The organism is Pseudomonas sivasensis (assembly GCF_052938085.1).
The window spans coordinates 6,211,117-6,224,752 of record NZ_CP176442.1 but is presented as its reverse complement, the minus strand read 5'-3'; the positions used below and the strand labels follow the sequence as shown (position 1 = coordinate 6,224,752).

Below are 13,636 nucleotides of genomic sequence, written 5' to 3'. Positions count from 1 at the left end.
CGTCAAGAGTCTGGAACAGATTCTTCAAACAACGCAGGCCAAATGTGGGAGGGGGCTTGCCCCCGATTGCAGTCGATCAGTCGATCTAGAACATTGACTGAAAATCCGCCATCGGGGACAAGCCCCCTCCCACATTTGGATAGCACTGCTGATGAGGCTGTGGATAACTCAGGTCTTTTTGATTTTGACCGGGCGTTTCCAGCCGTCGATATTGCGTTGGCGGGCTCGAGCCACGGCCAGTTGGGATTTATCCACATCCTGGTTAATGGTTGAGCCTGCGGCAGTGTTCGAACCATCACCGATCGTCACTGGCGCAATCAGCGAGTTATTCGAGCCAATGAATACGTCCTCGCCAATAGTGGTCTGGTACTTGTTGGCGCCGTCGTAGTTGCAGGTGATTGCGCCAGCGCCGATGTTGCTGCGAGCACCGATAACCGCATCACCAAGGTAGGCCAGGTGGCCGGCCTTTGCGTCGTCGCCCATTCGTGCATTTTTCAGTTCGACGAAGTTGCCGACATGCGCCCTGGCCCCCATCACAGTGCCCGGACGCAACCGAGCAAACGGGCCAGCATCGCTGCCCTCGCCCATCACCGCGCCGTCGATATGGCTGTTGGCCTTGATCACCACGCCCTTGCGCAGGGTGCTGTCCTTGATCACGCAGTTCGGGCCGATGACTACGTCGTCTTCGATGATTACGCGACCTTCGAGGATCACGTTGATGTCGATCAGCACGTCGCGCCCCACGGTGACCTCACCGCGTACGTCAAAACGCGCAGGGTCGCGCAGGGTCACGCCCTCAGCCATCAGGCGGCGACCTTCTCGCAGTTGGTAGTGACGCTCCAGTTCGGCCAACTGCTTGCGGTCGTTGGCGCCCTGCACTTCCATAGGGTCGTGGGGCTGCTCGGTAGCTACCAGCAGGCCATCGCTCACGGCCATCTCAATCACGTCGGTGAGGTAGTACTCACCCTGAGCGTTGTTGTTGGACAGACGGCTCATCCAGTCGGCGAGCTTGTTGCCAGGGACGGCGAGAATACCGGTATTGCCTTCAGTGATGGCACGTTGGGCCTCGCTGGCGTCCTTGTGCTCAACGATGGCCGCGACCTTGCCATCGGCATTGCGCACGATGCGTCCGTAGCCGGTGGGGTCTTCCAGCTCCACGGTGAGCAGGCCCATCTGACCAGGCACTACGTGCTTAAGCAGGCGTTGCAGGGTTTCCACTTCGATCAGCGGCACGTCGCCGTAGAGGATCAGCACGGTGTCAGCGGTAATGAACGGCACAGCTTGCGCGGTGGCGTGGCCGGTCCCCAGTTGTTTGTCCTGCAATACGAAATTCAGGTCATCCGCAGCCAAGCGCTCACGCACTGCATCGGCACCGTGGCCGATCACTACGTGGATGCGTTGCGGGTCCAACTGCCGGGCGCTGTGGATAACATGGCCAAGCATGGAGTTGCCGGCCACCGGGTGCAGCACCTTGGGCAGGGCCGAGCGCATGCGGGTGCCCTGGCCTGCGGCGAGAATGACGATTTCAAGAGACATGAATGGCTACCAATCCTGGACGGTCCGGCTTCAGACCAAAGATGTGTTTTGCTAAAAAAGAAAAAGGGTAGCCGAGGCTACCCTTTTTAATCAATCGCGCATAAGCATCACGGCGTAGCCGCTTACTTCTTGCGGATCTGCTGGAGAGTGCGCAGCTGAGCTGCAGCCTCGGCCAGACGTACAGCAGCAGCGCTGTAGTCGAAGTCCGCACCCTTTTCGTTCAGGGCCTTCTCAGCAGCCTTGACGGCTTCCTGAGCGGAGGCTTCATCCAGATCGCCAGCACGTTGCACAGTGTCGGCAAGTACCTTGACCATGTTCGGCTGAACCTCAAGGAAACCACCGGAGATGTAAAACACCTCACGTTCCCCGCCTTGCTTGGTCAGAGTGATCGGACCTGGCTTCAAGCTGGTGATCAACGGCGCGTGGCCCATGGCAATACCCAGGTCACCGAGTTCGCCGTGTGCAATCACCATTTCTACCAGACCGGAGAAGATTTCCCCTTCCGCGCTGACGATATCGCAATGGACTGTCATAGCCATCTGATTGCCTCAACCTGATGAGCGCCCGTTTCCGGGCGCCTGGATTACAGTTTCTTGGCTTTCTCGATCGCTTCTTCGATGCCGCCGACCATGTAGAACGCTTGTTCTGGCAGGTGGTCGTAGTCACCGTTGAGGATGCCTTTGAAGCCAGCAATGGTGTCTTTCAGGGAAACGTATTTACCCGAAGCACCGGTGAAGACTTCAGCCACGAAGAACGGCTGCGACAAGAAGCGCTGGATCTTACGAGCACGGTTTACCAACTGCTTGTCGGCTTCCGACAGCTCGTCCATACCCAGGATCGCAATGATGTCCTTCAGTTCTTTGTAACGCTGCAGCACGTACTGAACGCCGCGAGCGGTGTCGTAGTGCTCCTGGCCGATCACGTTCGGGTCCAGCTGGCGCGAAGTCGAGTCGAGTGGATCGACCGCTGGGTAGATACCCAGGGAAGCGATGTCACGGGACAGAACGACGGTGGCGTCCAAGTGGGCGAAGGTGGTCGCAGGCGATGGGTCGGTCAAGTCATCCGCAGGTACGTATACCGCTTGGATCGAAGTGATCGAACCTTCCTTGGTCGAAGTGATACGTTCTTGCAGAACGCCCATCTCTTCAGCCAGGGTCGGCTGGTAACCTACTGCGGAAGGCATACGGCCCAGCAGTGCGGATACTTCAGTACCGGCCAGGGTGTAACGGTAGATGTTGTCGACGAACAGCAGAACGTCGTTACCTTCGTCACGGAACTTCTCGGCCATGGTCAGGCCAGTCAGTGCTACGCGCAGACGGTTTCCCGGCGGCTCGTTCATCTGACCGTAAACCAGTGCCACTTTGTCCAGAACGTTGGAGTCCTTCATCTCGTGGTAGAAGTCGTTACCCTCACGAGTACGCTCACCCACACCGGCGAACACGGAATAACCGCTGTGCTCGATGGCGATGTTACGGATCAGTTCCATCATGTTTACGGTCTTGCCTACACCGGCACCACCGAACAGACCGACTTTACCGCCCTTGGCGAACGGGCAAACCAGGTCGATAACCTTGATGCCGGTTTCCAGCAGGTCGTTGCCGCCAGCTTGTTCCGCGAACGAAGGTGCTGGACGGTGAATGCCCCAGCGCTCTTCGGTGTCGATCGGACCAGCTTCGTCAATCGGGTTGCCCAGCACGTCCATGATCCGGCCCAGAGTCGCTTTACCGACCGGTACGGAGATGGCTGCGCCAGAGTCGATTACGTCCAGACCGCGCTTCAAGCCTTCGGTGGAACCCATCGCAATGGTACGAACTACGCCGTCGCCCAGCTGCTGCTGAACTTCCAGAGTAGTTTCCGCGCCTTGTACTTTCAGCGCGTTGTAGATGCTCGGTACGCTGTCGCGTGGAAATTCCACGTCGATAACGGCGCCGATGATTTGAACGATACGTCCGCTACTCATAGCTGGATCCTCTGAATATTTGAACCGTTAAACCGCGGCAGCGCCGCCGACGATTTCCGAGATCTCTTGGGTGATCGCAGCCTGACGCGCCTTGTTGTAGATCAGCTGCAAATCGCTGATCAGATCACCGGCGTTATCGGTAGCGTTTTTCATCGCGATCATCCGCGCCGCTTGTTCAGCTGCGTTGTTCTCGACCACCGCCTGGTACACCTGCGACTCCACGTAGCGCACCATCAAGCCGTCAAGCAGCTCTTTGGCGTCTGGTTCGTAGAGGTAGTCCCAGTGGTGCTTGAGTTCCTGATCCGGAGTCGCCACCAGTGGAATCAATTGCTCCACGGTTGGCTGCTGGGTCATGGTGTTGATGAACTTGTTGGATACCACGGAGAGGCGGTCAATCCGGCCTTCCAGGTACGCATCCAGCATCACCTTCACACTGCCGATCAAATCATTGATCGACGGCTCTTCACCCAGGTGGCTGATAGCTGCAACGACGTTACCGCCGAAGTTACGGAAAAAGGCCGCACCCTTGCTACCAACAACACACAGATCGATCTCGACGCCGTTTTCGCGGTTTACCGCCATGTCCTTGACCAGGGCCTTGAACAGGTTGGTATTCAAACCACCGCACAAACCACGGTCACTGCTCACTACCACATAACCCACACGCTTAACTTCGCGGTCGATCATGAACGGGTGGCGGTATTCCGGGTTGGCGTTGGCCAGATGCCCAATTACCTGGCGGATACGCTCCGCATAAGGACGGCTAGCAGCCATGCGCATTTGTGCCTTGCGCATTTTGCTTACCGCCACTTTTTCCATGGCGCTGGTAATTTTTTGCGTGCTTTTGATGCTCGCAATCTTACTGCGAATCTCTTTTGCGCCTGCCATGTAACACCTATCAGGTTAGCAAGCGGGAGCCTTGCGGCTCCCGCTGCGGCTTACCAGGTTTGGGTGGCCTTGAACTTCTCGATACCGGCTTTCATGCCAGCGTCGATATCGTCATTGAAGTCACCCTTCACGTTGATCTTCGCCATCAATTCGGCGTGATCGCGGTTGAAGTAAGCAATCAGCGCTTGTTCAAAGCTGCCGACCTTGGCGATTTCAACGTCGGTCAGGAACCCACGCTCAGCGGCATACAGCGACAACGCCATGTCAGCGATCGACATTGGGGCGTATTGCTTCTGCTTCATCAGCTCGGTAACGCGCTGACCATGCTCAAGTTGCTTACGGGTCGCTTCGTCCAGGTCAGAAGCGAACTGGGCGAATGCCGCCAATTCACGGTACTGAGCCAGAGCGGTACGGATACCACCGGAGAGCTTCTTGATGATCTTGGTCTGAGCGGCACCACCCACACGGGATACCGAAACACCGGCGTTCACTGCAGGGCGGATGCCCGAGTTGAACATGGCCGATTCCAGGAAGATCTGACCGTCGGTGATGGAAATCACGTTGGTCGGAACGAACGCGGAAACGTCGCCAGCCTGGGTTTCGATGATCGGCAGAGCGGTCAGGGAGCCGGTTTTGCCGGTCACTGCGCCGTTGGTGAACTTCTCTACGTACTCTTCGGAAACGCGCGATGCACGCTCCAGCAGACGGGAGTGGAGATAGAACACGTCGCCTGGGTAAGCTTCACGGCCTGGTGGACGGCGCAGCAGCAGGGAAATCTGGCGGTAAGCCACTGCTTGCTTGGACAGATCGTCATAAACGATCAGCGCGTCTTCACCGCGGTCGCGGAAGAATTCACCCATGGTGCAACCGGAGTACGGTGCCAGGAATTGCAGCGCAGGAGATTCCGAAGCACTGGCAGCCACGATGATCGTGTTGGCCAGGGCGCCGTTTTCTTCCAGCTTGCGAACCACGTTGGCGATGGTCGATTGCTTCTGACCAATAGCTACGTAGACGCAGAAAATGCCGCTGTTCTTCTGGTTGATGATCGCGTCGATTGCCAGAGCGGTTTTACCGATCTGACGGTCACCAATGATCAGCTCACGCTGGCCACGGCCGACAGGGATCATGGCATCGACAGCCTTGTAGCCAGTCTGTACAGGCTGGTCTACCGACTTACGCCAGATCACGCCTGGAGCAACTTTCTCGACCGCGTCGGTCTCGGTGTTGCCCAGTGGACCTTTACCGTCAACAGGGTTACCCAGTGCGTCGACTACGCGACCCAGCAGTTCCTTACCAACCGGAACTTCCAGGATGCGGCCTGTGCACTTGGCGCTCATACCTTCAGCCAGACTGGTGTATGCGCCCAATACAACGGCACCTACGGAGTCTTGCTCCAGGTTGAGGGCCATACCGTAGACGCCGCCCGGAAACTCGATCATCTCGCCGTACATTACGTCGGCCAGACCGTGAATCCGCACGATGCCGTCAGATACGCTGACGACAGTGCCTTCGTTACGGGCTTGGGAGGTCACATCGAGCTTGTCGATGCGGCCCTTGATAATTTCACTTATTTCGGAAGGATTGAGTTGCTGCATTGCTCTGCTGCCCCTTCAAACTCAAGATTTCAATGCTTCGGCAAGATTCGCGAGTTTGCCGCGAATCGAGCCATCGATAACCAGGTCGCCGGCGCGAATGATGACACCACCAATAAGGGTGGCATCCTCCGCAACTTGCAGGCGCACTTCCCGGTCGAGTCGTGCACTGAGAACCTTGGCGAGTTTGTCTTGCTGTTCTTGGTTCAATGCAAAAGCACTGGTGACTTCAACGTCTACCGATTTCTCTTGCTCGGCCTTGTACAGGTCGAACAGAGCGGCAATCTCCGGCAGAAGCAGGAGACGGTCGTTTTCGGCAACGACGTGCAAGAAGTTCTGCACTTTCACATCAAACTTGTCGCCGCACACTTCAATAAAAGTGGCGGCCTTGTCTGCGCTCGTCAGTCGCGGGGCCTTGAGCACGCGCTGCATGGTGTCGTCTTGCGACACTGCTGCAGCCAGGCCGAGCATGGCTGACCAAGAGGCCAGCTGCTGGTGGGCCTGGGCGTGCTCGAAGGCTGCCTTAGCGTAAGGTCGGGCCAACGTGGTCAATTCTGCCATGATCGCCCTCGCTTAAATTTCAGCAGCCAGTTTGTTAACCAGCTCCGCGTGCGCGTTTTGATCGATTGTGGCACCCAGGATCTTCTCAGCACCGCCGACGGCCAGAGCACCCAGTTGGGCACGCAACGCGTCTTTGACACCGTTCAGTTCCTGCTCGATCTCGGCCTGAGCCTGAACCTTCACACGGTCAGCGTCGATACGGGCTTTTTCAACAGCCTCTTCAACGATCTGGTTACCGCGTTTCTTGGCTTGCTCAATGATTTCGGCTGCTTGAGCTTTCGCTTCGCGCAGTTGTTGACCCGCTTTATCTTGGGCCAACTCCAGGTCGCGAGCTGCTCGTGCTGCAGCGTCCAGTCCATCCGCGATCTTCTTCTGACGTTCGTGCAGAGCTGCGATGACCGGAGGCCATACGAACTTCATGCAGAAAACGACAAAAATCAAGAACGCTAAGGACTGACCAATAATGGTTGCATTAATGTTCACGCCAATACCTCGCTCATTCGTTGCACAACACACCAATCACTCGAAAAGACGAGTGATTAACCGGCGAGTTGACCAACGAAAGGGTTCGCGAAGGTGAAGAACAGAGCGATACCAACACCGATCATGGTCACGGCGTCGAGCAGGCCGGCGACGATGAACATTTTAACTTGCAGCATTGGAACCATTTCTGGCTGACGCGCTGCGCCTTCCAGGAATTTGCCGCCCAGCAGGCCGAAACCAATGGCAGTACCCAGGGCGCCCAGGCCGATCAACAGTGCAACAGCGATAGCGGTTAGACCAACTACAGTTTCCATCTTTCCTCCCGACTTTTACGTCGTATGGTTTAGGTTTTTTAGATTTTAAAGCGGTAAAACAAATCGTTTCATAGCCCTGGTGGGCCACCTTCCCGTTTCACCGGGAAGGACATCAGACTAGTCGAGACTGGTCTTAATGGTTCTCTTCGTGCGCCATCGACAGGTAGACGATGGTCAGCATCATGAAGATGAAGGCCTGCAGGGTGATGATCAGGATGTGGAACACAGCCCACGCCCACTGCAGAACAATGCCCAGGCCGCTAAGCCAGAGCAGGCCGCTGCCGAACATCACAGCGATCAGAATGAACACCAGCTCGCCGGCATACATGTTGCCGAACAGTCGCAGGGCCAGGGAGATCGGCTTGGCGATCAGGGTCACGAATTCCAGCAGGAAGTTCACCGGGATCAGCAGGGCTTGAACAAAGATGTTCTTGCTGCCGAACGGGTGCAGGGTCAATTCGCCGATGAAGCCGCCGATGCCCTTGATCTTGATGCTGTAGAAAATGATCAGCGCGAATACCGACAGGGCCATGCCCAGGGTAGCGTTCGGGTCAGTAGTCGATACGGCACGGAATGGAATGTGCGGGTCGCCGGAAATCGCCATGGCCAACTGAGGAATCCAGTCAACCGGGATCAAGTCGACGGCGTTCATCAGGAACACCCAGACGAAGATGGTCAGTGCCAACGGTGCAATCACCGGGCTACGGCCATGGAAGCTGTCTTTCACGCTGCCATCGACGAATTCGACCAATACTTCAACGAAGTTCTGCAAAGCACCTGGCTGACCGGAAGTCGCCTTCTTCGCCGCCATGCGGAAAATTAGGACGAAGATCAGACCCAAAGCGACCGACCAGCCCAGAGTATCCAGGTGGAAAGCCCAGAAGCCCATTTCTTTGGCTTCTGCTGCGGAGTGGGCAAAGCCCCAGCCGCCGTTGGGAAGCTGACCGAAGGTCAAGTTCTGCAAGTGGTGCTGGATATAGCCCGAAGCGGTTGTTTCTGCCATGGTTGCCTCAAACGCCCTAAGGTTTCGAAAGTCTTGTTTTCATTAGCAGGGGAGCGAACCAGCTGACCAGTTGGGTCAACACGAAGACGCCGAATACAGCCAGCGGCGCCAATGGCTTCACACCTGCAAAGGTCAGTGCAAACAGCACTGCCGTCAAAATCAGTTTCCCCGCCTCGCCGGCATAAAAAGACCGGACGATAGCCTGGGCTGCTCGGGCGCCGGAAAACCGAAAGGCCCTGTGAGCAAAATACATATTGGGCAGCAAGGCTATCAGGCCTCCGCAAAGTCCCGAATATCCGGCTACGACTCCATGCCGGTACCAAAGCGCCAATGCGGCGATTAGCAAAATGACAAATTGAGCCAATAAAACCGGAAAAACAGCCAAGCGATGGAAGGGCAACGTGTTTGGCGTGCGGGTTTCCATCACTCTTGCTCCTCAATAGTCGGCTGCCGGAAATCAATAACTTGGCATAATTTGTGCCGACAAAATGCGCGCAGAGTATAGGGGCGGTTCTGCCCCTATTCAACTGCCGGGTAGTGATTTCCGATCACACGCTACATAAGCAAATGTTTCAGCGGATGTGGGCAAGGACACCCTGAAGCTCATCAAGGGAGTTATATCCGATGACCAATTGCCCTTTGCCTTTCTTGCCGTGGCGAATTTGTACCGCAGAGCCCAGGCGCTCGGCCAGGCGCTGCTCGAGACGCGCGATATCCGGATCAGGTTTGGCCGTTTCGACCGGTGCAGGTTTGCCGCTCAGCCACTGGCGAACCAGGGCCTCAGTCTGACGAACGGTAAGCCCTCGTGCGACAACGTGTCGCGCCCCTTCAACCTGTTGATTTTCCGGCAAACCGAGCAAAGCACGGGCGTGGCCCATTTCCAGATCGCCATGGGACAACATGGTCTTGATGACTTCCGGCAAAGCGATCAGGCGCAGCAAGTTGGACACGGTGACGCGGGACTTACCCACCGCTTCGGCCACTTGCTGCTGCGTCAGCTGGAATTCCTGCTGCAGGCGCTGCAAGGCGATCGCTTCTTCGATCGGATTGAGGTCTTCGCGCTGAATATTCTCGATCAACGCCATGGCGATCGCCGTTTCATCAGGCACATCACGCACCATCGCGGGAATGGTCTCTTTGCCGGCCTGCTGACTGGCGCGCCAGCGACGTTCACCGGCGATGATTTCAAAACGACCGCCACCAATCGGGCGCACCACGATCGGCTGCATCACGCCTTGAGCTTTGATCGAATTGGCCAGTTCCTCCAACGCCTGGGGATCCATGTCACGGCGTGGCTGGTATTTGCCGCGCTGGATCAAGTCCAGAGGCAGGTGCTGCAGCTCGCGCTCGTCGGCCTGCACCGCTTGTTCTTCAAGCGATGTGACGGTCGGACCACTCAACAGTGCATCCAGTCCACGTCCGAGACCTCGTTTCTTGACGGCCATGGGGATTCCTTAAGTTGGCTGGGCTGCAGCGGTGCGGGAGTTGCGGCGTTGGCGGCGAACCATCTCGCCAGCCAGAGCCAGGTAGGCGATGGCGCCACGGGACGATTTGTCATACGCCAACGCAGGCATGCCATAGCTTGGCGCTTCGGCCAAACGGATATTGCGCGGAATCACGGTGTCGTAAAGCTGCTCACCGAAGTGTTCCTTGAGCTGTGCCGACACATCGTTCATCAGGCTCAGGCGCGGATCGAACATGGTCCGCAGCAGGCCTTCGATCTGCAGGTTTGGGTTGAGCAATTCGGCGATACGCTTGATGTTATCCACAAGGTCGCTCAAACCTTCCAGTGCGTAGTACTCACACTGCATGGGGATAATCACCCCATCGGCAGCCACCAACGCATTGAGCGTCAGCATCGACAGCGACGGTGGGCAATCGATCAAAATGTAATCATAGTTCTCGCGGATCGGCGCCAAGGCGCTGCGCAGACGGCTTTCTTTCATCTGCATTTCCAGCAACACCACTTCCGCCGCAGTCAGATCGCGGTTGGCCGGCAGCAATTGATAACCGCCATGCTCGGAATAGTGCATGGCCTGGGCCAGGTCACACTCGCCGATCAGCAAGTCGTAGACCGAGTTTTCCAGGCCATGTTTATCCACACCGCTACCCATGGTGGCGTTGCCCTGTGGATCGAGATCGATCAACAGCACCCGTCGCTTGGTAGCGACCAAGGATGCTGCGAGGTTGATGCAGGTGGTGGTTTTGCCCACGCCACCTTTCTGGTTCGCTATCGCGAATACCTTAGCCATTCTTGCTTGTGTTCCCAATCATGCCGTGCGGCGCAGTATCAGCAGATGGCGTTGGCCTTGGCAACCGGGTACGGCCAAGGCGTGTTCGCTATCGAGGTGGAAGTCTGCCGGCAATGCTAACAGCTCATCACTCGGATGGACGCCCTTCATTGCCAGCCAGCGGGTATCGCGGTCACCCAGGTGGCGTGTCCAGTTGCTGAAGTTCTCCATGCTGCTGAACGCCCGGGAAACAATTCCGTTGAAAGGCAGTTCAGGCGTGAATTCTTCGACACGGCTGTGGATAACGTGAAGGTTATCCAGCTTGAGTTCGAGTTTGACCTGGGTCAGGAAGCGGGTTTTCTTGCCATTGCTGTCCAGGCAGGTCACTTGGGACTCGGGAAACAGGATGGCCAAGGGGATACCTGGCATGCCGCCGCCACTGCCCACATCCAACCAGCGACCGTTTTGAATAAATGGCATCACGCTCAAGCTGTCGAGCAAATGCCGGGACACCATCTCATCGGGATTGCGCACTGCCGTGAGGTTGTAAGCCTTGTTCCATTTGATCAACAGGGCTAGGTAGCCCAACAGCAACTCATGCTGGGCGGACGTCAGATCGACGCCCAATTGGCGTGCACCTGTGGATAACTCTTCGGCGTGTTGCAGGGTGACCAACGAACTCAAGCGCTTTGCTCCAACTGACGGCCCGCGCCGCGTTTTTTCAAATGAATCATCAACAGCGAAATGGCTGCCGGGGTGACGCCGGGAATACGTGAAGCCTGACCCAGGGTTTCTGGTCGAGTTATCCCCAGCTTGCTCTGAATTTCTTTCGAAAGCCCGGAAATCCCGGTGTAGTCGATATCCACAGGCAGCTTGGTGTCTTCACTGGCGCGCAGACGAGCAATCTCGTCCTGCTGGCGGTCAATGTAACCGGCGTACTTCGTCTTGATTTCGACCTGCTCGGCAACCTGTGGATCTTCTGCGCCGCCGCCCGTCACTTCGACCAAGCCAGCGTAGTCGATTTCCGGACGTGACAGCAGGTTCAGCAAGTTGTACTCGTGAGTCAGCGGCGTGCCGAATTTCTCGGCAATTGCATCACCTTGTTCGGTACCGGGGCGAACCCAAGTGCCTTTCAGGCGCTGCTCTTCCAACGCAATGCTTTCACGTTTTTTGCAGAAGGCTTCCCAGCGCACGTCATCGACCAGCCCCAGTTCGCGGCCTTTTTCGGTCAGCCGCAGGTCGGCGTTGTCTTCGCGCAGGATCAGACGGTATTCCGCCCGGGAAGTGAACATCCGGTACGGTTCCTGGGTACCCAGGGTAATCAGGTCGTCCACCAACACACCGATGTACGCTTCATCGCGACGCGGGCACCAACTGTCTTTGCCTTGTGCACGCAATGCGGCGTTGGTCCCGGCCAGCAAACCTTGGGCGCCGGCTTCTTCGTAACCGGTTGTGCCATTGATTTGGCCGGCGAAGAACAGCCCGCCGATCACTTTGGTCTCCAGGCTGTACTTCAGATCACGAGGATCGAAGTAGTCATACTCGATGGCATAGCCAGGTCGCACGATATGTGCGTTTTCCATGCCGCGAATCGATTGCACGATCTGGATTTGCACGTCGAACGGCAGGGAAGTAGATATCCCGTTCGGGTACAGCTCGTGAGTAGTCAGACCTTCGGGTTCGATGAAGACCTGATGGCTCTCCTTGTCGGCAAAGCGGTGGATCTTGTCTTCGATCGATGGGCAATAGCGCGGGCCAATCCCCTCGATCACACCGGAATACATCGGCGAACGGTCGAGGTTCGCGGCAATGATCTCGTGAGTTCGGGCATTGGTGTGGGTAATCCAGCAACTCACCTGTTTGGGGTGTTGCTCCTTGGAACCCATGAACGACATCACCGGGATCGGCGTATCGCCCGCTTGCTCAGTCATCAACGAGAAATCCACAGAACGCCCGTCGATACGCGGCGGGGTTCCGGTTTTCAGGCGACCGACACGCAGCGGCAATTCACGCAGGCGTTTTGCCAAGGCAATCGACGGAGGATCACCGGCACGGCCACCGGAATAATTCTGCATTCCGATGTGGATAAGTCCGCCAAGGAAGGTTCCGGTGGTCAAAACCACAGATTCTGCGAAGAAGCGCAGACCCATTTGGGTGACAACGCCCTTCACCACGTCTTGTTCGACGATCAGGTCATCCGCTGCTTGTTGAAATATCCACAGGTTCGGCTGGTTTTCCAGGGTTTCACGTACAGCAGCCTTGTACAGAATGCGGTCAGCTTGTGCCCGAGTGGCGCGCACTGCCGGGCCTTTGCGGCTGTTGAGAACGCGAAATTGAATACCACCCTTATCGGTTGCCATGGCCATTACGCCGCCAAGGGCGTCGATTTCCTTGACCAGATGGCTTTTGCCGATACCACCAATGGCGGGGTTGCAACTCATTGCACCGAGGGTTTCCACGTTGTGCGTGAGCAACAGGGTTTTTACGCCCATGCGTGCTGACGCCAGTGCTGCCTCGGTACCGGCATGACCGCCGCCGATGACGATCACTTCAAAACGGGAAGGGAAATCCACCACGCACCTCGTGCCTGCTTAAGTAGGTAATTAGGAATCGATTGATTGAACTGGTTTTAGAGCTTTGGCGGCAAGTATAGGGACTTAGCCCTTCCTAAAGAACCCTTTGCACAAAATTTAACCAGCTGTGGATGAATCACAGACAATAGAAATTAAAAGAGAGAAATTTATTAAATCTTTGTTTTTATGTTTATTTCTACTGAGCATCATTTCTGTGGATAGATCTCTACAGGCCTTTATTTACGGTATGTACAGAGATTCAAAAGTCTGTGGTCATGTGCCAATGAGGCCCTTGGATAAGTACGCTAAGCCTGTGGATTAAACATTCACTTATCCACAGATGGGTTTTTACTCAGGTTTCAAGCCCTGTTATCAACTGGGCACAGGGGCGGTTATTCACAGGGCTTAATCCGCAGAAATCGAGCAAACACGCTATACCGAGGTCACGGTGAAGCCACCGAAATCCTTCGACTCGGAAGTGAACAGCGTAAAAAG

The 13,636-nt window shown here is 56.3% G+C and carries 14 protein-coding genes; all 14 read right to left on the bottom strand.

Going from position 1 to position 13,636, the window contains the following annotated elements; translation table 11 throughout:
* Window positions 1-168 precede the first annotated feature (168 nt).
* Window positions 169-1,536 carry a bifunctional UDP-N-acetylglucosamine diphosphorylase/glucosamine-1-phosphate N-acetyltransferase GlmU gene (gene glmU, locus ACKZ62_RS28610; RefSeq protein ID WP_032885167.1) on the bottom strand — a complete coding sequence of 456 codons (1,368 nt, stop codon included), beginning with the start codon at window positions 1,534-1,536 and terminating at the stop codon, window positions 169-171.
* A 122-nt stretch (window positions 1,537-1,658) separates the two neighbouring features.
* Window positions 1,659-2,075, bottom strand: a complete 417-nt coding sequence (locus tag ACKZ62_RS28605; RefSeq protein ID WP_032885166.1) for a F0F1 ATP synthase subunit epsilon — start codon at window positions 2,073-2,075, stop codon at window positions 1,659-1,661.
* A gap of 44 nt (window positions 2,076-2,119) precedes the next feature.
* Entirely contained in the window at window positions 2,120-3,496 is a 1,377-nt protein-coding gene (atpD, locus tag ACKZ62_RS28600) for a F0F1 ATP synthase subunit beta (RefSeq protein ID WP_003177062.1), read from the bottom strand.
* Between the two features lie 27 nt (window positions 3,497-3,523).
* Complete coding sequence (atpG, locus tag ACKZ62_RS28595; RefSeq protein WP_010565870.1) at window positions 3,524-4,384, bottom strand: F0F1 ATP synthase subunit gamma; 861 nt, start codon at window positions 4,382-4,384, stop codon at window positions 3,524-3,526.
* A 50-nt stretch (window positions 4,385-4,434) separates the two neighbouring features.
* Complete coding sequence (gene atpA, locus ACKZ62_RS28590) at window positions 4,435-5,979, bottom strand: F0F1 ATP synthase subunit alpha (RefSeq protein ID WP_003177064.1); 1,545 nt, start codon at window positions 5,977-5,979, stop codon at window positions 4,435-4,437.
* 21 nt (window positions 5,980-6,000) lie between these two features.
* Window positions 6,001-6,537 carry a F0F1 ATP synthase subunit delta gene (locus ACKZ62_RS28585; protein WP_032885165.1) on the bottom strand — a complete coding sequence of 179 codons (537 nt, stop codon included), beginning with the start codon at window positions 6,535-6,537 and terminating at the stop codon, window positions 6,001-6,003.
* 12 nt (window positions 6,538-6,549) lie between these two features.
* Window positions 6,550-7,020 carry a F0F1 ATP synthase subunit B gene (locus tag ACKZ62_RS28580; RefSeq protein ID WP_008439543.1) on the bottom strand — a complete coding sequence of 157 codons (471 nt, stop codon included), beginning with the start codon at window positions 7,018-7,020 and terminating at the stop codon, window positions 6,550-6,552.
* 56 nt (window positions 7,021-7,076) lie between these two features.
* Window positions 7,077-7,334, bottom strand: a complete 258-nt coding sequence (gene atpE, locus ACKZ62_RS28575; RefSeq protein ID WP_002555987.1) for a F0F1 ATP synthase subunit C — start codon at window positions 7,332-7,334, stop codon at window positions 7,077-7,079.
* Window positions 7,335-7,467: 133 nt separating this feature from the next.
* A complete protein-coding gene (gene atpB / locus ACKZ62_RS28570; RefSeq protein WP_017736231.1) occupies window positions 7,468-8,337 on the bottom strand; it encodes a F0F1 ATP synthase subunit A in 870 nt (289 codons plus the stop codon).
* A gap of 16 nt (window positions 8,338-8,353) precedes the next feature.
* A complete protein-coding gene (locus ACKZ62_RS28565; protein ID WP_447096156.1) occupies window positions 8,354-8,761 on the bottom strand; it encodes a F0F1 ATP synthase subunit I in 408 nt (135 codons plus the stop codon).
* 148 nt (window positions 8,762-8,909) lie between these two features.
* Window positions 8,910-9,782 carry a ParB/RepB/Spo0J family partition protein gene (locus ACKZ62_RS28560; protein WP_016970690.1) on the bottom strand — a complete coding sequence of 291 codons (873 nt, stop codon included), beginning with the start codon at window positions 9,780-9,782 and terminating at the stop codon, window positions 8,910-8,912.
* Between the two features lie 9 nt (window positions 9,783-9,791).
* Entirely contained in the window at window positions 9,792-10,589 is a 798-nt protein-coding gene (locus ACKZ62_RS28555) for a ParA family protein (RefSeq protein WP_032885161.1), read from the bottom strand.
* A gap of 18 nt (window positions 10,590-10,607) precedes the next feature.
* The gene (gene rsmG / locus ACKZ62_RS28550; protein ID WP_032885159.1) at window positions 10,608-11,252 is read right to left on the bottom strand and encodes a 16S rRNA (guanine(527)-N(7))-methyltransferase RsmG; all 645 of its coding nucleotides are present in this window, start codon (window positions 11,250-11,252) and stop codon (window positions 10,608-10,610) included.
* Window positions 11,249-13,141 carry a tRNA uridine-5-carboxymethylaminomethyl(34) synthesis enzyme MnmG gene (mnmG, locus tag ACKZ62_RS28545; RefSeq protein ID WP_095185320.1) on the bottom strand — a complete coding sequence of 631 codons (1,893 nt, stop codon included), beginning with the start codon at window positions 13,139-13,141 and terminating at the stop codon, window positions 11,249-11,251. The genes rsmG and mnmG overlap by 4 nt, the downstream gene beginning before the upstream one ends.
* Window positions 13,142-13,636: the final 495 nt, after the last annotated feature.

What these genes read in the sequence shown, in the direction of transcription:
- atpA (WP_003177064.1), bottom strand. Translation starts at nt 5,979, where the DNA reads ATGCAGCAACTCAATCCTTCCGAAATAAGTGAAATTATCAAGGGCCGC.
- ACKZ62_RS28585 (WP_032885165.1), bottom strand. Translation starts at nt 6,537, where the DNA reads ATGGCAGAATTGACCACGTTGGCCCGACCTTACGCTAAGGCAGCCTTC.
- atpE (WP_002555987.1), bottom strand. Translation starts at nt 7,334, where the DNA reads ATGGAAACTGTAGTTGGTCTAACCGCTATCGCTGTTGCACTGTTGATC.
- atpB (WP_017736231.1), bottom strand. Translation starts at nt 8,337, where the DNA reads ATGGCAGAAACAACCGCTTCGGGCTATATCCAGCACCACTTGCAGAAC.
- ACKZ62_RS28560 (WP_016970690.1), bottom strand. Translation starts at nt 9,782, where the DNA reads ATGGCCGTCAAGAAACGAGGTCTCGGACGTGGACTGGATGCACTGTTG.
- glmU (WP_032885167.1), bottom strand. Translation starts at nt 1,536, where the DNA reads ATGTCTCTTGAAATCGTCATTCTCGCCGCAGGCCAGGGCACCCGCATG.
- atpG (WP_010565870.1), bottom strand. Translation starts at nt 4,384, where the DNA reads ATGGCAGGCGCAAAAGAGATTCGCAGTAAGATTGCGAGCATCAAAAGC.
- atpD (WP_003177062.1), bottom strand. Translation starts at nt 3,496, where the DNA reads ATGAGTAGCGGACGTATCGTTCAAATCATCGGCGCCGTTATCGACGTG.
- ACKZ62_RS28555 (WP_032885161.1), bottom strand. Translation starts at nt 10,589, where the DNA reads ATGGCTAAGGTATTCGCGATAGCGAACCAGAAAGGTGGCGTGGGCAAA.
- ACKZ62_RS28605 (WP_032885166.1), bottom strand. Translation starts at nt 2,075, where the DNA reads ATGGCTATGACAGTCCATTGCGATATCGTCAGCGCGGAAGGGGAAATC.
- ACKZ62_RS28565 (WP_447096156.1), bottom strand. Translation starts at nt 8,761, where the DNA reads ATGGAAACCCGCACGCCAAACACGTTGCCCTTCCATCGCTTGGCTGTT.